This is a genomic window from Bradyrhizobium sp. B025 (assembly GCF_042257955.1).
In the GTDB taxonomy this organism is placed as follows: Bacteria; Pseudomonadota; Alphaproteobacteria; order Rhizobiales; family Xanthobacteraceae; genus Bradyrhizobium; species Bradyrhizobium diazoefficiens.
The window spans coordinates 7,110,778-7,127,882 of sequence record NZ_CP170150.1; the positions used below are offsets into that span (position 1 = coordinate 7,110,778).

Sequence of the window (17,105 nt, forward strand, 5' to 3'; positions counted from 1 at the left end):
GCCTCTTGGCTCCTTGATATCTCTAGTAGCCGCTGTTGTTCGCAGCGCCATCGCCGCCAAAACGGCTCGCGGAGAACGCGCCGACCAGCTCCGGCTCGAGCGCGCCCTGCGCCACCATGCGCGCGATCTCGAAGGCGTGGTTGGAGGCGAGTGTCACGCCGGAATGGCAGCAGGCGACGAAGGCGCCGGGATGCGTTTCCGACTGGTCGTAGATCGGAAAGCCGTCCTGCGGCATGACGCGGATGCCGGCCCAGCTTCTGATAACGTTGAGCCGCGACAGATGCGGGAACATGCGCTGCGCGCGATCGGTCATCACCGCGCTGATCGAATGCTTCAGCATGCGATCGTCCAGCTCGTCCTCCTTGCTGTCGCCGATCATCACCGTGCCCTCGTCGGTCTGGCGGATCGTGGTCAGCGGATGCGGCAGGAACGGCATGGTGCGTTCGGTCACCACGATCTGGCCGCGGGTCGGGCCCATCGGCGCGTAGAGGCCGACCATCGGCGCGAGCGTCTGGTTGGCATTGCCCGCGGCAAGCACGACCTTGGCGGCACGAAGCTCGCCCTTCGGCGTGGTCAGGCGGAATTCGCCGCCGCTCTTGCTGATCGCCGAAACCGGTCGCTCCGGAAGATAATCGATGCCGAACGCCCCAAAGCCGGTGTGGAAGGCTCGGAACGTGCGCAGCGAATTGACGTGGCCGTCGAGCGGACAATAGCTGCCACCGGAAACCTCCGGCCCGATCAGCGGCAGCGCCTTCTTCACCTCGGACGCCGGCAGCATCTCCATCTTGTAGTCGGCGGCGCCGACCTGGTTGTGCATGCGCTTGACGAGCTCGGTGCGCTGGCCGAATTCGTCCTCGCCGAGGGTGAGATGGAAGCCGCCATTTTGTTGCAGCGAGACATCGAGGCCGGTCTGCTGCTTCAGCTCGGAGGCAAGCCTGCCCCATGCCTGCGACGCCTGCACGGTCCACACCGTATAGGCCGGCATGCCCAGGCCCTTGCTCTGCACCCAGACCAGCGCAAAATTGGCGCGCGAGGCGCGCTTGGTGATGTCGCCTTCGTCGAGCACGGCGACCTTCTTGCCGAGCCGGCCGAGGCCCCAGGCAATGGCGGAGCCGAGCAATCCGCCGCCGACGACGGCGACGTCGTATTCTCCTGACATGAGTTCTCCTATCGTCCCGTATCGCCCTTGCCGGCGAGCACACGGTCGAGCCCGTAGAAGCGGTCGAGCAGAATGAGGGCGGTCATGGTGATCGCGATCACGCAGGCCGAGACCGACGTCACCAGCGGATCGATGTTGTCCTGGATATAAAGGAACATGCGCACCGGCAACGTCTCGGTGCCGGGCGCCGCGAGGAAGACGGTCATGGTGAGATCGTCAAAGGACTGGATGAAGGCCAGCGCCCAGCCGCTGATGACGCCGGGCAGGATCAGCGGCAAGGTCACGCGGCGGAACAGCGTCCAGCCGCCGGCGCCGAGCGAGACCGCCGCCATCTCGACCGAAAGGTCCATGCCGGTCGCGGCCGCAAGCGTCAGCCGCAGCGCGAACGGAAACACGATGATGACATGCGCGATGATCAGCGCCGCGAAGCTGCCGCCGAGGCCAGCCGAGGTGAAGAAGCGGAGGAAGGCGATGCCGAGCACGACATGCGGGATCATCAGCGGCGACAGGAACAGCGCTGCCAGCGCATCGCGGCCGCGGAAGCGATAGCGCGCGATCGCGAGCGCCGCGGGCACCGCGAACAAGAGCGCCACGAGGGACGAGAGCGCACCGAGGCCGAGGCTGACCCAGAAGGCGTGGATGAATTCAGGATAGTTCGCGATGGTCCTGAACCAGCGCAGCGAAAAGCCGTTGGTCGGCAGCGACAGGAAGCCTTCGGGCGTGAAGGCGACGAGGCAGACCACCAGGATCGGCGCCACCATGACGATGACGAAGACGGTGTGGAAGATCAGCGCCAGCGGGCCGTTCCGTCTCATCGGAACACCTCCGCGTAACGCCGCTCGATCAGGGCGTTGCTGCCGACGACGATCAAGACCAGCGCAACCAGCAGCAGCGTCGCGACAGCCGCGCCGAGCGGCCAGTTCAGCGTGTTCAGGAACTCGTCATAGGCCAGCGTCGCCGCAACCTTGAGCCGGCGGCCGCCGATAATCGCGGGCGTCGCAAAGGCGCTGGCCGAGAGCGAGAACACGATGATCGCGCCCGACAGCACGCCCGGCATGATCTGCGGCATGATGATGCGGCGAATAGTGGTGATCGGACCTGCACCAAGCGACATCGCGGCGTTCTCGATCTGCGGATCGAGCCGCTGAAGCGCGGCCCACACCGACAGCACCATGAACGGCATCATCACATGCGCCAGCGCGATCACCATGCCGGTCTCGGTGAACATGAAGGGAATCGGTGCACGGATCAGCCCGGCCGACATCAGGAGCTTGTTGACGAGCCCGTTGTTGCCGCCGAACAGCAGCGCCCAGCCGAGCGTCCTCGCCACCACGGAGATCAGCAGCGGTCCGAGGATGACGAGCAGGAAGAAGCTCTTCCAGCGTCCGCTCATGCGGTTGAGGATGTAGGCTTCGGGCGCACCTAGCAGGGCAGTGAGGAGAGTCGTCAGGATCGCGATGCGAAACGTCCGCCAGAACATTTCGGCGTAGTAGGGATCGGTCGCGATCTCGTGCCAGTTCTTCAGGATGAAGACCGGCTCAATGCCCTTGTACTGGCCCCAATCGTGGAACGACAGCATCACGGTCATCGCGAGCGGAATCAGCAGCACGCCGACGAACAGCATCAAGGCGGGCGCGGAGAGTACCCATGGCGCGCGTGCGATGCGCGCATCGGCGGCCCCCGGCGGAGCCGTGTCTGCGACCGCACTCATGCGGCAGCTCCGCGCACGCTCATGTCCTCAGGTCGCCAGGCAAGACGAACGGTCTCGCCTTCGGCCGGCTGTGACTGGCCGTCATTCTGGCGGATCACGATCGCAGGACCGCATTCGCTGTCGCACTGGAACAGCCAGTGATTGCCCTGGAAAATGCGCGTGACGATCTTTGCGCTGAGGCCCGCATCGCCAAAACCGATCCGCTCGGGCCGAATGCTGACGGTGACGGGACCGCTGAGGCCAACTGGTGCCGGCGCGCTCCAGGAGCCCGCCACCAGCTTCGCGGGCGCCGTGGCCCGATCGATCGTCGCGGCAAAGTCGTTGGTCTTGCCGAGAAACTGCGAGACGAAGGCCGAGGCCGGCTTCTCATAGGTCTCCTGCGGCGTGCCGATCTGCTCGATCTTGCCCTGGCTCATCACCACGATGCGGTCGGACAGCGACATCGCCTCGTTCTGGTCGTGCGTGACCAGGATCGTGGTGGTGCCGATGGTGCGCTGGATCTGGCGCAGCTCGATCTGCATCTCCTCGCGCAGCTTGGCATCGAGGTTCGACAGCGGCTCGTCGAGCAGCAGCACGCTCGGCTTGATCACCAGCGCACGCGCCAGCGCCACGCGCTGCTGCTGGCCGCCGGACATGCGGCGCGGATGGCGATCCTCGTAGCCGGCGAGGCCGACCATCGCGAGCGCGGCGCGAACGCGCTCGGCCCTTTCGGCGCGCGGCACCTTGCGCATCTCGAGGCCGAAGGCGACGTTCTCCGCCGCGGTCATGTGCGGAAACAGCGCGTAGCTCTGGAACACGATGCCGAGGCCACGCCTGGCCGGATGGATCGCGGTCAGGTCCTTGCCCTCGAGGCGAATCGCGCCGCGCGTGGGATCGAGGAAGCCCGCGATCATCTGCAGGGTCGTGGTCTTGCCGCAGCCGGACGGGCCGAGGAAGGAGATGAACTCCCCCTTCCCCACCGACAGACTGAAGTCATCGACCACAGTCTGTGCTCCGAACTGCTTGGCGACCCGATCGAGCTCGAGATAGGCCATGACGCTGTCTCCGCCGCGAACGATTAGCGTTCGACTTCGCGATTCCAGCGCTTGGTCCACTCCTCGCGCTTCTCGTTGATGACCGTCCAGTCCGGATTATAGAGCTTTGCCGCGCGCTCGCCGATCGGCGCCATCTTGCCGAGCTCCGGCGGGATCGCCAGCGATTTCAGCACCGGGCCATAGCCGTAATCCTTGAGCATCACGAGCTGGATTTTTGGATCGAGCAACATCTTGACGAAGCTGGACGCGAGCGGCGAAGCGTTCGGCTTGGTGATCGGACAGGCCGTCGTCAGCAGCGTCGCCGCGCCTTCCTTGGGATAGACGAAGTCGACGGGGAAGCCGGTGTTGGCGAAGCTCTGCACACGGCCGGTGCCCCACACCGCGATCACGGCCTGGCCGGACTGGAACAGCTCGGTCATCTTGCCCGGCGACGGCTCATAGGCGAGCACGTTCGGATTGATCTGCTCCTTGAAGATCTTGAAGCCGGAATCGACGTTGGACTCGCCGCCGCCGTTCATCTTCGACAGCATCACCAGCGCTTCGAGGCCGTAGGTGTTGTTGATCGGCGGAATGACGAGCTGCTTGGCGTACTTCGTATCCTTCAGGTCGTTCCACGAGGTCGGCGGGGCCCAGCCTTTCTCGGCAAACACCTTGGTGTTGTACATCAGCCCGGTCGCGACGATGCCGATCGCCACCGCACGATCGTCCTTGAAGCGGGCAGTGTCGTAGAGATCGGTGGGCAGGCCCTCGAGCTTGCCGCAGAAGCCGAGCTGGATCGCCTGGTACATCGGGCCGTCATCGACGATGGCGACGTCGATCTGCTGGTTGCCCTTCTGCGCCTGAAGCTTGGCCAGCGTGTCGGTGGAGTTGCCGGCGACGTATTCGACCTTGACGCCGTTCTCCTTCTCGAAGGCCGGGATCACCTCGTCGCGAATGGTCTTCTCGAACGAGCCGCCATAGCCGGCGACATAGAGCGTTTTCTGCTGGGCCGAGGCGGCCGAAGAGGCGACAACGAGAGCCGCGATGCTGACCGCTGTCAGAAGGCGAAAAGTCTTCATGTGGACCGATCTCCAATACCGGAATGAGGTGACGCGCCGACGTGTCTCGCTGACTGAAGCGCCTTCCGCATCTCCTTCCGCGCAAATTCCTCCCCGATCAGGGCTCCGGCCCCCGTTCGGCGGGTTTTGGCGCGATCTGGAGGTCCAAACCCCTCCAATCTGCCGAAAAAGCGGGCTGTCTCCAGTCCTGATGAAAAAGATCGCAAACCTATACTTCCATCGTCCAATGAATAATGGCACCCTCTGCATGCCTAAATGTTATGAATGGAATTTGGTATGGCGCGGATCAATTCGCGGCAGGTGGAGGCCTTCCGCGCGACGATGCTGACCGGCAGCGTGACCGAGGCGGCGGCGCTGATGACCGTGACGCAACCGGCGGTCAGCCGGTTGCTGCGCGACCTCCAGGCGCTGTTGAAAATGGAGCTGTTCGAGCGGCGCGGTACCGGCCTGGTGCCGACTGCCGCGGCGATGGCGCTTTACACCGAGGTGGAGCGCTCCTTCGTCGGACTCGAACGCATCACTGCCGCGGCCGAAGAAATCCGCGGCCGCCGCACCGGGTCGTTGCGGATCGCCGCGCTGCCGGCGCTCTCGAACGGCTATCTGCCGCGGCTCGCCGGGCATTTCCTGAAGGAGCGCCCCAACCTCAACCTCGCCTTCTTCGGGGTGATCTCGCCGATCGTGGTCGACTGGGTGCTGAACAATCAATGCGACATCGGCTTTGCCGAGGTGCCGATCGCCCATTCCGGCCTGCCGAGTCTGCGGCTGCCGGCGCTGGCGCGCGTCGCAGTGCTACCGACCGGTCATCGCCTCGCGGAGAAAGAGGTGCTGGAGCCGCGCGATTTCGAGGGCGAGACGTTCATCTCGCTGTCGGCGGGATCGTCGAGCCGGCACCTCGTCGACCAGGTCTTCCATCGCCATGATGTCCGCCGCGTGCTGCGGGTGGAGACCACGCTGTCGGAGATCATGTGCGGCATGGTGTCGTCAGGACTTGGCGTCGCGATCTGCGATCCCTTCACCGCGCAGGAATTCTCCACCCGCGGCGTCGTGGTGCGCCGCTTCCTGCCGCGCATCGACTTCGAATTCTCCGCGGTCTTTCCGGCGCAGCGCAGCCCCTCGCCGGTGGCGCTGGATCTGGTCGAGACCATGCGCAAGTCGCTCGCGGAGTTCGAGGATTAGAATGCCCTTGGATTGAAACGATTTGGCTACAGGCTCGCTGCAACCTCTCCCGCTTGCGGGGGAGGTCGGCGCGAAGCGCCGGGTGGGGGCTCTCTCCGCATCGGGAGTGTCCCCGGTTGGAGAGAACCCTCTCCCCTGCCCTCTCCCGCAAGCGGGAGAGGGAGCGCACCGTCTTCGTAGCACCGGCAGCCTCTCAGCCGTTGAACGCCGCCTGAGCCTCCGGCAGGTCCCAGATCTTGCCGATCGCAGCGCTGCCGGCGGCGGTGATCGCCGCTTCGTCGGCGCCGAGATAGCGGCCGCCATCAACTAGCACGCGGCCGTCGACCATGACCTGATCGATATTGGCGCGGTTGGCGAGCGCGATCAGCGCGCGACGCGGATCGAACAGCGGCTGGAGATGCGGATGGGTGAGATCGACCACCGTGAGGTCGGCGGTCGCGCCCGGCTCGATCCGGCCGAGGTCCGGCCGCTTGACGACGTCGGCGGCGACCGCCGTGTTCGCTTCGATCAACTCCGGTGAATTGGCGACATCGGCGCGCTGGGACGTGATCTTGGAGATCAGCGAGGCCGCATTGAGTTCGCCGAGCAGATCCATGTTGTAGCCGTCGGTGCCGACCACGGTGCGCACGCCGTGCTCGGCGAAGCGGCTGAAGGCGGCGGTGACGCCGGCACGCGCGAACACGCGCGGGCAATTCAGCACGGTCATGCCGCGCGCGGCCATCAGCTTGAGATCGTCGTCGGTGCTGAACATGCAATGCGCCGCCATCAGGTCGGGCGCGAGCAGGCCGAGCCAGTCCAGATACTCCGCCGGCGTGCGGCCGCCATAGCGCTTGCCGATGGTCTCGACCTCGCCGCGGCTCTGCGCCATGTGCGTCGTGATCGGCACGCCGAGCTCGCGCGCCCGCGCCGCGCAGGCCTTGAGCAGATCGGGGCCGCAGGTGTCGGTGGCGTGCGGGCTCATCGCGAGGCTGATGCGGCCGTCGCCGCGATTGTTCCAGCGCTGATAAAGCGCATCCCACGTCGCCATGTCGGCGGCACCGTCATCGCCGGAGTACTGAACCACACCATCCGAACCCGCCTTGGCGTCGGAGGTGGAGAACAGGTAGGGCGCGCCGTAGAAGCGGATGCCCATCTCTTCCGCCGCGTCGAACATCTCGGGGATCGAATTGCGGAACGGCTCCATCACCGTGGTGGCGCCGCCCTTGAGGAGCTGGAGGATGCCGAGCCGTGCGACCGCCATGCGCTCTTCCGCCGACAGGATATCCGCACCGCGCTTGGTGAGCGGCAGCAGCACCGTGTAGACGATGCTTTGATTGTTCTTGCGACCGTTGCCGTCCTCGCTGTGGCTGCGCGCCACGGCTTCAGAGAAGCAGTGATTGTGCAGGTTCAACAGGCCCGGCAGCACGAAGCGGCCGGGCCTGTCGTAGACCTCGTCCGCGCTCGGCTTGTCGCGCGTGACCGCGGCGATCTTCTTGCCTTCGACCAGGACCCAATGGTCGCGCAGCACATCCTGCGCGCCGTCTTTCCGTGACAGCACATAGCTGCCGAAGATTGCGATCGTGCTCATGCGGGGCGTACGTTCCAGAAGACGGCGGTGCCGTCGAGAATGCCGGTGATGGCCTTGCGATAGGCGGTCGGCTGCTTGTACAGGCCGATCGGAATATAGGGGATTTCCTCGAACGCCACCGCCTGGATCTCGCGGCAGATGCGCTGCTGCTCGGCGAGCTCGGAGGCCGCCAGCCACTGGCTGCGCAAGGCCCCCATCTTCTCGCTCGCGTACCAGCCGGCGACTTTGCCTTCGCCGCGGATGTTGGTGTTGCCGGCCGGATTGAGCCAGTCGATGCCCTGCCAGTTGCCGACCGCCGCGCTCCAGCCACCCTGCGGAAGCGGGTCCTTCTTGAGCTGGCGCTGCAACACGACGGCGAAATCAAGCCCGGCATATTCGACGTTCATGCCGGCCTTGCGCAAGGAGTCCACGGCGATCTCGCCGAGCGGCTTCTGCGCCAGCGAGTTGGTGGGGACGAGCAGGACGATCTTCTCGCCATTGTAGCCGGCGGCCTTCAGATCCGCCTTCACCTTGGCGTAGTCGCGCGGGCCGCGGAAGACGTCGAGACCGACCTCGCTCGCCATCGGCGTGCCCGGAGCGAAATAGCCGATGGGCGACACCTGGAAGGCCGGATCGGTGCCGGCGACCGCCGTCATGAAGGCAGACTGGTCGATCGCGCCCAGCAGCGCGCGGCGGACGGCGGGATTGTCGAACGGCGGCTGGAGATGATTGAGGCGCAGCATGCAGGCATAGCCGCGGGGATCGAGGATGCGCGTGTCGATATCGCCGGCGGCCTTGATGATCGGCAACAGGTCGTGCGGCGTGGTCTCCTGCCAGTCCTGCTCGCCGGTCTGGAGCGCGGCGACGCCGGTGCCGGCATCGGGCGTCGTGGTCCAGACCACGCGGTCGTAATGCACGATCTTCGGGCCGGCCGTCCAATCCGGCTTGCCGTCGGTGCGCGGTTGGTAGCGCTCGAACTTGGCATAGGCATTGCGGGCGCCCTGCACGCGCTCGTCGGCGAGGTAGCGGAACGGGCCACTGCCGATGACCTCGGTGAGCGGCTTGAACGGGTCCTGACTCGCCAGCCGCTCCGGCATCATGAAGCAGGCGTTGATCGCGGCCTTGCCGAGCGCCTGCGGCAGCAGCGGGAACGGACGCTTGAGGCGGAAGCGGATGGTGCGGTCATCAGTGGCCGAGAGCTCGGCGGTCGCCTCCATCAGCTCGCCGCCAAAGCCGTCGCGCGCCGCCCAGCGGCGGATGCTGGCGACGCAGTCGCGGGCGAGCACACGCTCGCCGTCATGCCAGAACAGGCCGTCGCGCAAGCTGAGGTCCCACTGCAGCCCGTCGGCGGAGATGGTGTGGCCCGACAGCATCTGCGGCGAGACCTGGAGCGAGGAGCTCATGCCGTAGAGCGTGTCGTAGACCATGAAGCCGTGGTTTCGGGACACTTGCGCGGTCGAATAGATGGGGTCGACAAAGGCGAGGTCGATGACGGGAATGAAGCGCAGCGTGCTCTGGGATTCGGCGCGGACGATGCCGGGCAGCGAGAGCGCCGGCACTGTGGCGGCAGCCTTGAGGAGCGAGCGGCGAGAGATGGGCATTACGGGAGGCTCCTCAAGAGATCGAACTTCATCATTCGTATTACGTGTTCAACAAAACCGCGCCGATCGCAGCGGCCACCGCCTGCTGCGCCGGCTCGACCACGGGCACGCCGATCGCATCCGCGATGGCCGCGCGGTGGGAGGCCATGCCGGCGCAGCCCATCACCACGACATCGGCGCGGCACTGCGTAACCAGCGCACGGCCGGCGTCGATCAACCGGCCGCGGATGTCGGCGCTCGCCGTCTCCGCCGCGCTCGCGCCGACCGACCAGCTTCCGGCGTAGCGGCTGTCGACGCCCATCACCCGCGCCATGCGCTGCTGGCGGCGGATGCTCGACGGCGACAGGGCGATGACACCGAAACGTTCGCCCAGCATCAGCGCGCGAAAGATGCCGCATTCGGCGATACCCAGCACCGGGCGGCCACCGGCCGCCTCACGCACCGCATGCAGGCCGGGATCGCTGAAGCAGGCGAGCACGAAGGCATCCGCATCGTCGCGCGTGACGCGATTGACCAGCGGCATGACCACGCTGTCGGCATCGCGCTGCGAGCTGATGCCGGGCGGGCCCTCGGCAAGGCCGACCACCTCGATGTCAGGCCCGCCAACGATCCGCAGCGGCGCGACCGCGTCGTCGATCGCCGCCGTCACCGATGCCGAGGAGTTGGGGTTGATGACGAGGATACGGCGACGGGTCATGGCGTGGCTCAGCGGCTGCCGGCTTCGTGGCGCAGGAAGTTTTCCGCGATCTTCTCACCGGTGGTGATCCAGACGTCGGGGCAGGACTTTGCGTAGGTCAGGAACTCGCGCAGCAGGCGCAGTCGCATCGGACGGCCGCTGCATTGCGGATGCAGCACGGTCGTCACCATCGCGCCCCAGTCGCGGACCTCATCCAGCTCGTCCTTCCAGAGCGAGAGCACATGCTCCTTGGGGAAGATCGAGCGCGGGCTGAAGCGCGCGGACAGGCCGTGCATCCAGTCGTCATAGCTCGCGGTCACCGGCAGCTCGATCGTGCCCGGCTTGCCGTCGGCGAGACGATGACGATAGGGCCTGACGTCGTCTCGGAACGAGGACGTATAGACGATGCCATGACGCACCAGCGCGACGCGCAGCTCCTCGGTGAACTCGCCGTAAGGCGCGCGATAGCCGGTCGGCCTGACGCCGAGCCGGCGCTTCAGCGCCTCGAAGCCACGCTCCAGCTCCTCCTCGATCCAGGGATCGCCGGGATCGGGCAACAGATGATGATAGCCGTGATGGCCGATCTCGTGGCCGGCCTTGAGGATGGATTCGGCCATCGCCGGATGCGCATCGACCGACCATCCCGTGACGAAGAAAGTCGCCTTGAGATCGAGCTGGTCGAGCAGCTCCAGAAGTTTCGGCGTGCCGACGCGCGCCTCATAGCCGCCATAGCTCATGGTGATGAGCCGCTGGGCGTGCACGGCGTCCTTGCTGGTCCAGGCGCTCTCCGCGTCCACGTCGAACGACAGGAACATCGCCGACTTGTATGGCTTCGGCCAGGGATAGTCCGGTGCGGGATCCGCGGTGTTGGCCGGAACGAGCGGGATGCTCTTGAGTGCCTTACTGTCCAGCATTGATGGTCGCCTTCTCTATTGCGTTGTCGCTCAATTTCCACTTCGCCAGCAGCGTACGATAGGTGCCGTCGGCGATCAGCGCATCTAGTGCCTCGACCATCGCCTGCTGCAACGCCTTTTCCTTGACCGGCAGCGCGATGCCCGTGAACTGCGTCGCGAAGGGATCGCCGACCGGCGCATAGGTGCCCGGCTCGAGATCCATCAGATAGGGCAGCGTCTCGTTGCCCTGCACGGCGGCATCGATACGGCCCTGCCTGAGCTGCGTGCGCGCATCGGCCGAGCCGTCCGTACCGACGAACTGGACCGGATTGCTGCCGCAGTTCTTCTGGCTCCACTTGTCGATCTCTGCGGGAAACATGGTCCGGCGGCTGGCGCCGACCTTCTTGCCGCAGAGCGCAGCCATGTCCTTGAACTCGGACGCGCGGGACTGCTGCACGAAGAATTTCGGGCCGCTGCGCAAATAATCGACGAAGGACGCGATCTCGTGCCGGCTCGCATAGTCGGTGAAACCGGACAGGATGGCATCCACCCGCCCCGTCGAAATCGACGGCATGAATTCGGCGAAGCTGGTCTCGGTCCATTCGATCTTCACACCGAGCTTGCGCCCGAGCGCCTCGCCAAGATCGATGTCGAAGCCCGTGAGCGCGCTGGTGGCGGGATCGCGGAATTCCATCGGCGGATAGTTCGGCACCAGCGCCACCTTGAGGCTGCCGCGCTTTGCGATGTCAGGCGGCAGCTCGATCGCCAACGCCGAAACAGTCATAGCGCCCAAGAACGCCGCCGTAGCCAAAAGCCTCTTCATCACCACACCCCCAATATCAGATCACTGCCGAAAGAAATGCCTTGGTGCGCTCCTCGCGCGGCGTACCCAGAACGTCCGAGGCGCGCCCCTGCTCGACGATCGCGCCCTGGTCCATATAGACGACGCGGTCGGCGACCTCGCGCGCGAAGCCGAGCTCGTGCGTCACCACCATCATGGTCATGCCGCTCTTCGCCAGTTCCTTCATGACCGCGAGCACCTCGCCGACGAGCTCGGGATCGAGCGCGCTGGTCGGCTCGTCGAACAACATCAGCATCGGCTTCATGGCGAGGGCGCGCGCAATCGCGACGCGCTGCTGCTGGCCGCCGGAGAGCTGCGCGGGATACGAGTCCGCCTTGGCCGCCAGCCCGACGCGACGGAGCAGCTCGAGCGCCTCGGCGCGCACCTCATCTAGTTCGCGGCCCTGCACCTGGAGCGGACCTTCGGTGATGTTCTCGAGCGCGGTCTTGTGCGGAAACAGGTTGAAGCGCTGGAACACCATGCCGGTCTTCAGCCGCTGCCGCCCGATCTCCCGTTCGGTGAGCCGATGGAGCCGCCCGCCCTGCTCGCGCACACCCAAAAGCTCGCCGTCGAGCCAGATGCCGCCGGCATCGATCGCGGCCAGCTGGTTGATGCAGCGGAGCAGCGTGGTCTTGCCCGAGCCTGAGGCGCCGATCAAGCACATCACCTCGCCGGGCCAGACGTCGAGCGAGACGTTTCTGAGAGCCTGGAACTCTCCAAAGTTCTTGCTGACGGAGCGGATCGCGACGAGGGGTTTTGTCATCGCGCCAGCCGCAATGTGCCGCGTGCAAAACGGCGTTCGAGCAGCATCTGAAGCGGGGTCAGGATCGAGACCACGAGCAGGTACCAGAGCCCGGCGACGATCAAGAGCTCGATGACGCGGGAATTCGCGTAGTAGATGTTCTCGGCGTTATGCAGCAGCTCCGGATACTGGATGACGCTCGCGAGCGAGGTCGCCTTCACCATGCCGATGAACTCGTTGCCGAGCGGCGGGATCACCACGCGCATCGCCTGCGGCAGCACGATCCGCCGCAGCGCGCGCAGCCGTCCCATGCCGATCGCCTGCGCTGCCTCATATTGTCCGATGTCGACCGACAGCATGCCGGCGCGCATCACTTCGGAGGTGTAGGCGCCCTGGTTGATGCCGAGCCCGAGCAGCGCGGCGAGAAACGGCGTCATGACGTCGACGGCGCGCGCGCTCCACAAGCCGGGAATGCCGATGGTCGGAAAGACCAGTGCGAGGTTGAACCAGAGCAGCAGTTGCAGGATCAGCGGCGTGCCGCGAAACAGCCAGGTGTAGCCGGCGGCCACCGTCTTCAGCACCGGGTTGGGCGACAGCCGCATGATCGCCACGACGATGCCGAGAAAGATGCCGAGCATCATCGCCAGCACCGCCATCACCATGGTGTTGACGATGCCTTCGAGGATAACCTTCACGGTCAGGAAGCGGCTGACATAGGACCATTCGATCTGACCGTTCGCAAACGCGCGCACGATCGCCGCCAGCACGAGGACGATCAGGGCCGCGCTGAGCCAGCGGAACCAGTGCGGCTCGCGCGCGATCCGCATCCCCGACAAATCAGGGAAACCCTCCGCGAGTGCCGGCGCCGGCTTCATTGCGGCGCCGCGTTCAGCATGGGCTGGGCGACTGCGTTCGCGCCAAGGCCCCATTTGTCGAGAACGGCCTTGTAGGCGCCGTCGGAGATCATCGCCGTGAGCTTCTCGGTCACCACCTCGCGCAGGGCCGCATCGTCCTTGCGGAACATGATGCCCTGGTAGCCCTTGGCGAAGGCCTCACCGACAACGCGGTATTTGCCGGGCTCCTGCGTCTGCGCATAAGGCAGCGTCTCGCTGCCCTGCACGGCGGCGTCGATGCGGCCCTGCTTGAGCTGGTTGCGGACGTCGATCGAGTTCTCGCCCGGCACGTACTGGATCGCCGGCTTGCCGGCCGCCTCGCAATTCTGCTTGCTCCACTTCTCGATCTCGACCGGGAAGCTGGTGCTGCGGGTGGTGCCGACCTTCTTGCCGCAGAGATCGGTCGCCGCCTTCGCCTCGCTGTCCGCCATCACGAAGAACTGCGGGCCGGTCTGGAGGTAATCGACGAAATCGGCGGTCTCGCGCCGCGAGGCGCGGTCCGAGATGCCGGAGATGATGAAATCGGCGCGCTTGGTCTGGAGCGATGGGATCAACTCGGCGAACGGCGTCTCGCTCCAGACGATCTTGAGGCCGCCGAGCCGCTTGGCGAGCTCGTTCGCAAGATCGATGTCGAGCCCGACCAGCTCGTTGGTCGCAGGGTCGCGATATTCCATCGGCGCGTAGGTGGAGTTGACCGTGAGCTTCAACGCGCCCGCCTGCTTGATCTCCGCCGGAAGCTCGGCCGCCTGCGCCGACGTCACGGCAGCCAAGGCTGCTAGGCTGAGAAAATGCGAGAGGCGTGTCATGTCAGCTCCTTTGCTAACGCCGTGCCATTTGGTCAGTCCGCATCGAGAACGGCCGGCTCGATGACGCCGGCGCGTTCGGTGATCACCCTGTATTGCTCCGGCCGCCGGTGGGCGGCGAAATTGAACATCTTGTCCTTGCCCTGGCGGCAGAGGTCGAGATCGATGTCGGCGACGACCACCTCGTCCGCCAGCGTCTGGGCCTGCGCGACGATGCGACCATTGGGATCGACGATGCAGGAGCCGCCGATCAGCCCGGAGCCGTCCTCCTCGCCCGCCTTCGCCACCGAGATCGCCCAGGTCGCGTTCATGTAGGCATTGGCCTGCGTCACCAGCGTCGAATGGAAGGTGCGCAAGGCACCGTCTTCGGTGGCGCCACCATTCGGATCGTAGGCAGCGGAATTGTAGCCGATGCAGACGAGCTCGACGCCCTGCAGGCCGAGCACGCGCCAGGATTCCGGCCAGCGGCGATCGTTGCAGATCATCATGCCCATGATGGCGTGGGCCCAGGCCGAACCGGCCCGGAAGGCGGGAAAACCGAGATCGCCATATTCGAAATAGCGCTTCTCCAGCTGCTGGTAGCGCGCACCCGGCCGCGGCTCGACCGAGCCCGGCAGATGCACCTTGCGATAGCGGCCGAGAATCTCGCCGTCACGATCGACCAGGATGGCGCAATTGTAGCGGCGGCCGTCCGGCGTCAGCTCGGCATAGCCGACATAAAAACCGACACGGAGCGCACGTGCGCGGTCGAACAGCTTGGCCACCGCCGGGTTGGGCATGCCGCGCTCGAAATATTGGTCGAGCGCCTCGCCCTCCAGCAGCCAGCGCGGAAAGAACGTGGTGAAGGCAAGCTCCGGGAACACCACGAGGCTGGCGCCGCGGCCGGCGGCCTCCTCCAGCAGCGCGAGCATGCGCGAGAGCGTATGCTCACGCGAGTCTGCTTTCTGCGTCGGGCCCATCTGGGCGGCGGCGGCGCGAAGGACACGAACCAAGATTGCCTCCAATCTGTGCGCAGTGCCGCCTCAATGGGCGAATGAACCCCTTGATGCGACGTGCAAATCCGCCGCCATTACGCGGAAGCGGGGCTGCAAAATCAATTCGTTCTGCTATGATGTTTTGGCCCTGAGTATAATCGGCAGTGATATGAACCTGCGTCAGCTCGAGATCCTGCGCGCCGTCATCCGCCACCGCACCACCGTGGCGGCGGCGGACGAGCTGGCTCTGTCGCAGCCCGCGGTCAGCAACGCGCTGAAGACCATGGAGGCGCAGGCGGGTTTCGCGCTGTTCGAGCGCGTCAACAACCGGCTGTTTCCGACCGCCGAAGCGATGGCGCTCTACAAGGAGAGCGAGGCGATCTTCGCGCTGCACGCAAAACTCGAGAACCGCGTGCGCGATCTGCGCGAGAACCGGTCCGGGCATCTCGCCATCGTGGCGACGCCGCCGCTTGCCTACAGCATCATCCCGTCCGCGCTGTCGGGCTTCCTGCGCCGCCGCCCGGAGACGCGCGTCTTCTTCGACGTGCGGCGCTACGAGGGCATCATCGAGGGCGTGCTCAGCCGTGTCGCCGAGCTCGGCTTCGCGCTCGGGCTGACGCATCATCCCGGCATCGCACACGAGGTGGTGCACACTGGCGAGATGGTCTGCGTGCTGCCGCCGCAGCATCCGCTCGCCGACAGGCCCGTGATCTCGGCCGCCGATCTGTCCGGCCTGCCCTTCATCGGGCTCGAACGCGGCACGCGCCTCGGCGAGGCCGTGCGCGACAGTTTTGCGCGGGCCGGCGCGCCATTCCGGCCGACCGTCGAGGTGCGCTACTGCAACACCGCCTGCGTGCTCGCCGCCGCCGGCGTCGGCGCCGCGGTGGTCGATCCGTTCTCGCCGCGGCAGAACGGCGGCAGTGGCCTCGTCGTCCGGCCGTTCACGCCGACCACCCATGCGGTCGCCTACATGCTCTGGTCGGAAGCCGAGCCGCTGTCACGCCTCGCCAAGGCCTTTCTGAGCGAGGTGCGGAAGCAGAGCGCGCTGCTGGAGGGCCCAGCGCCACACCAGCAACATGGGGCAGAAAGCGACTGAGTATCGCAACCTTTTGACCTTGTCCTTTTGACCTTGGGGGGCACATGGCACGCATCACCATCATCGAGACCGGGCAGGTCCCGCAAGAATATCGCGAGCAGCACGGCTCGTTTCCCGACATGTTCGCGCGCATGGTCCGCGCCGAGGATCCGACGGCCACGGTCGACGTGGTCAGCATCCCGAATGGCGATGCACTTCCCGATCCAGGCAAGCTCGAAGCCGTGCTGATCACCGGCGCGGCCGCCGGCGTCTATGACGGGCTCGACTGGATCGCGTCGCTGGAAGATTTCGTGCGTACGGCTTACGCCAACAAGACGCCGATGGTCGGCGTGTGCTTCGGCCATCAATTGATCGCGCAGGCCCTGGGCGGCACCGTGCGCAAGTCGGAGAAAGGCTGGGGCATCGGCCGGCACGTCTATCAGGTGCTGCCCGAGAACGGCGTCGTCGAAGGCGAAGCGGTCGCGATCGCCGCCTCACATCAGGACCAGGTGATCGAGCCGCCGGCCGACGCGCTGACGATCCTCTCGTCCGAGTTCACCCCGCATGCCGGCCTGCTCTACGCCAACGGCGCGACGCTGACCGTGCAGCCGCATCCGGAGTTCGACGTGGAGTTCGCGCAAGTGTGCTGCGAGCTGCGCGACGGCAAGGCGCCGGATGACGTCGTCGCCACGGCGCGCGCGTCGCTGGCGCAGCCGCTGGACAACGCGAAGCTCGGTGGGGCGATTACGCGGTTTCTGGCGAGGCGGTGAGACTTCACCTCGCCCCGCTTGCGGGGAGAGGTCGGATTGCATCGAAGATGCAATCCGGGTGAGGGGGACTCTCCGCGAGTCCGTCTGCCATCGAATTTGCTGAAGCAGCCCCTCACCCCGACCCTCTCAGCGCGAGCGAATCTCGTCGCGGCC

Annotated in this window: 17 protein-coding genes; 3 read left to right on the forward strand and 14 right to left on the reverse strand. The window is 65.9% G+C overall.

Annotation, left to right across the window (positions count from 1 at the left end; genetic code table 11):
- Positions 1 to 22: 22 nt before the first annotated feature.
- From ACE10W_RS33515 to ACE10W_RS33535, 5 genes are read right to left on the reverse strand one after another with little or no spacing between them, the layout of a single operon-like run.
- Positions 23 to 1,159 carry an FAD-binding oxidoreductase gene (locus ACE10W_RS33515; RefSeq protein ID WP_304548263.1) on the reverse strand — a complete coding sequence of 379 codons (1,137 nt, stop codon included), beginning with the start codon at positions 1,157 to 1,159 and terminating at the stop codon, positions 23 to 25.
- A gap of 8 nt (positions 1,160 to 1,167) precedes the next feature.
- On the reverse strand, positions 1,168 to 1,974 hold the full coding sequence (locus tag ACE10W_RS33520; protein ID WP_011089929.1) for an ABC transporter permease: 807 nt from the start codon (positions 1,972 to 1,974) through the stop codon (positions 1,168 to 1,170).
- Complete coding sequence (locus ACE10W_RS33525) at positions 1,971 to 2,870, reverse strand: ABC transporter permease (protein WP_011089930.1); 900 nt, start codon at positions 2,868 to 2,870, stop codon at positions 1,971 to 1,973. Before ACE10W_RS33525 ends, ACE10W_RS33520 begins: the two co-directional genes overlap by 4 nt.
- The gene (locus ACE10W_RS33530) at positions 2,867 to 3,904 is read right to left on the reverse strand and encodes an ABC transporter ATP-binding protein (RefSeq protein ID WP_060910221.1); all 1,038 of its coding nucleotides are present in this window, start codon (positions 3,902 to 3,904) and stop codon (positions 2,867 to 2,869) included. The genes ACE10W_RS33525 and ACE10W_RS33530 overlap by 4 nt, the downstream gene beginning before the upstream one ends.
- 23 nt (positions 3,905 to 3,927) lie before the next feature.
- On the reverse strand, positions 3,928 to 4,962 hold the full coding sequence (locus ACE10W_RS33535) for an ABC transporter substrate-binding protein (RefSeq protein WP_304548264.1): 1,035 nt from the start codon (positions 4,960 to 4,962) through the stop codon (positions 3,928 to 3,930).
- Between the two features lie 276 nt (positions 4,963 to 5,238).
- Between ACE10W_RS33535 and ACE10W_RS33540 the strand changes: the two genes are divergently transcribed.
- Positions 5,239 to 6,138: a LysR substrate-binding domain-containing protein gene (locus ACE10W_RS33540; protein WP_011089933.1), complete on the forward strand. Its 900-nt coding sequence runs from the start codon at positions 5,239 to 5,241 to the stop codon at positions 6,136 to 6,138.
- Positions 6,139 to 6,331: 193 nt separating this feature from the next.
- On the opposite strand, the gene ACE10W_RS33545 is transcribed toward ACE10W_RS33540, so the two are convergent.
- Genes ACE10W_RS33545 through ACE10W_RS33585 form a run of 9 tightly spaced genes read right to left on the reverse strand, consistent with a single transcriptional unit; the run spans position 6,332 to position 15,092 of the window.
- Entirely contained in the window at positions 6,332 to 7,705 is a 1,374-nt protein-coding gene (locus tag ACE10W_RS33545; RefSeq protein WP_304548265.1) for an amidohydrolase family protein, read from the reverse strand.
- Complete coding sequence (locus ACE10W_RS33550; RefSeq protein WP_304548266.1) at positions 7,702 to 9,285, reverse strand: ABC transporter substrate-binding protein; 1,584 nt, start codon at positions 9,283 to 9,285, stop codon at positions 7,702 to 7,704. Before ACE10W_RS33550 ends, ACE10W_RS33545 begins: the two co-directional genes overlap by 4 nt.
- Positions 9,286 to 9,325: 40 nt before the next feature.
- On the reverse strand, positions 9,326 to 9,982 hold the full coding sequence (locus tag ACE10W_RS33555; RefSeq protein WP_304548267.1) for an aspartate/glutamate racemase family protein: 657 nt from the start codon (positions 9,980 to 9,982) through the stop codon (positions 9,326 to 9,328).
- 8 nt (positions 9,983 to 9,990) lie between these two features.
- Complete coding sequence (locus ACE10W_RS33560; protein ID WP_304548268.1) at positions 9,991 to 10,875, reverse strand: polysaccharide deacetylase; 885 nt, start codon at positions 10,873 to 10,875, stop codon at positions 9,991 to 9,993.
- The gene (locus ACE10W_RS33565) at positions 10,862 to 11,677 is read right to left on the reverse strand and encodes an ABC transporter substrate-binding protein (RefSeq protein ID WP_304548269.1); all 816 of its coding nucleotides are present in this window, start codon (positions 11,675 to 11,677) and stop codon (positions 10,862 to 10,864) included. Before ACE10W_RS33565 ends, ACE10W_RS33560 begins: the two co-directional genes overlap by 14 nt.
- Positions 11,678 to 11,693: 16 nt before the next feature.
- The gene (locus ACE10W_RS33570; RefSeq protein WP_304548270.1) at positions 11,694 to 12,458 is read right to left on the reverse strand and encodes an amino acid ABC transporter ATP-binding protein; all 765 of its coding nucleotides are present in this window, start codon (positions 12,456 to 12,458) and stop codon (positions 11,694 to 11,696) included.
- Positions 12,455 to 13,312 (reverse strand): amino acid ABC transporter permease, encoded by an 858-nt coding sequence (locus ACE10W_RS33575; protein WP_028172971.1) that lies wholly within the window; start codon positions 13,310 to 13,312, stop codon positions 12,455 to 12,457. Before ACE10W_RS33575 ends, ACE10W_RS33570 begins: the two co-directional genes overlap by 4 nt.
- Positions 13,309 to 14,136 (reverse strand): ABC transporter substrate-binding protein, encoded by an 828-nt coding sequence (locus ACE10W_RS33580; protein ID WP_028172970.1) that lies wholly within the window; start codon positions 14,134 to 14,136, stop codon positions 13,309 to 13,311. The genes ACE10W_RS33575 and ACE10W_RS33580 overlap by 4 nt, the downstream gene beginning before the upstream one ends.
- 32 nt (positions 14,137 to 14,168) lie before the next feature.
- Positions 14,169 to 15,092 (reverse strand): N-carbamoyl-D-amino-acid hydrolase, encoded by a 924-nt coding sequence (locus tag ACE10W_RS33585; protein WP_011089942.1) that lies wholly within the window; start codon positions 15,090 to 15,092, stop codon positions 14,169 to 14,171.
- A gap of 184 nt (positions 15,093 to 15,276) precedes the next feature.
- On the opposite strand from ACE10W_RS33585, the gene ACE10W_RS33590 reads away from it, so the two are divergent.
- Both ACE10W_RS33590 and ACE10W_RS33595 read left to right on the forward strand, forming a co-directional pair.
- On the forward strand, positions 15,277 to 16,203 hold the full coding sequence (locus ACE10W_RS33590; protein ID WP_028172969.1) for a LysR family transcriptional regulator: 927 nt from the start codon (positions 15,277 to 15,279) through the stop codon (positions 16,201 to 16,203).
- A gap of 44 nt (positions 16,204 to 16,247) precedes the next feature.
- On the forward strand, positions 16,248 to 16,952 hold the full coding sequence (locus ACE10W_RS33595; RefSeq protein ID WP_028172968.1) for a type 1 glutamine amidotransferase: 705 nt from the start codon (positions 16,248 to 16,250) through the stop codon (positions 16,950 to 16,952).
- Positions 16,953 to 17,105: the final 153 nt, after the last annotated feature.

Coding starts and splice junctions, on each gene's coding strand:
- ACE10W_RS33580 (WP_028172970.1), bottom strand. CDS start 14,136: ATGACACGCCTCTCGCATTTTCTCAGCCTAGCAGCCTTGGCTGCCGTG.
- ACE10W_RS33585 (WP_011089942.1), bottom strand. CDS start 15,092: ATGGGCCCGACGCAGAAAGCAGACTCGCGTGAGCATACGCTCTCGCGC.
- ACE10W_RS33540 (WP_011089933.1), top strand. CDS start 5,239: ATGGCGCGGATCAATTCGCGGCAGGTGGAGGCCTTCCGCGCGACGATG.
- ACE10W_RS33575 (WP_028172971.1), bottom strand. CDS start 13,312: ATGAAGCCGGCGCCGGCACTCGCGGAGGGTTTCCCTGATTTGTCGGGG.
- ACE10W_RS33595 (WP_028172968.1), top strand. CDS start 16,248: ATGGCACGCATCACCATCATCGAGACCGGGCAGGTCCCGCAAGAATAT.
- ACE10W_RS33555 (WP_304548267.1), bottom strand. CDS start 9,982: ATGACCCGTCGCCGTATCCTCGTCATCAACCCCAACTCCTCGGCATCG.
- ACE10W_RS33525 (WP_011089930.1), bottom strand. CDS start 2,870: ATGAGTGCGGTCGCAGACACGGCTCCGCCGGGGGCCGCCGATGCGCGC.
- ACE10W_RS33570 (WP_304548270.1), bottom strand. CDS start 12,458: ATGACAAAACCCCTCGTCGCGATCCGCTCCGTCAGCAAGAACTTTGGA.
- ACE10W_RS33560 (WP_304548268.1), bottom strand. CDS start 10,875: ATGCTGGACAGTAAGGCACTCAAGAGCATCCCGCTCGTTCCGGCCAAC.
- ACE10W_RS33515 (WP_304548263.1), bottom strand. CDS start 1,159: ATGTCAGGAGAATACGACGTCGCCGTCGTCGGCGGCGGATTGCTCGGC.
- ACE10W_RS33520 (WP_011089929.1), bottom strand. CDS start 1,974: ATGAGACGGAACGGCCCGCTGGCGCTGATCTTCCACACCGTCTTCGTC.
- ACE10W_RS33565 (WP_304548269.1), bottom strand. CDS start 11,677: ATGAAGAGGCTTTTGGCTACGGCGGCGTTCTTGGGCGCTATGACTGTT.
- ACE10W_RS33590 (WP_028172969.1), top strand. CDS start 15,277: ATGAACCTGCGTCAGCTCGAGATCCTGCGCGCCGTCATCCGCCACCGC.
- ACE10W_RS33530 (WP_060910221.1), bottom strand. CDS start 3,904: ATGGCCTATCTCGAGCTCGATCGGGTCGCCAAGCAGTTCGGAGCACAG.
- ACE10W_RS33545 (WP_304548265.1), bottom strand. CDS start 7,705: ATGAGCACGATCGCAATCTTCGGCAGCTATGTGCTGTCACGGAAAGAC.
- ACE10W_RS33535 (WP_304548264.1), bottom strand. CDS start 4,962: ATGAAGACTTTTCGCCTTCTGACAGCGGTCAGCATCGCGGCTCTCGTT.
- ACE10W_RS33550 (WP_304548266.1), bottom strand. CDS start 9,285: ATGCCCATCTCTCGCCGCTCGCTCCTCAAGGCTGCCGCCACAGTGCCG.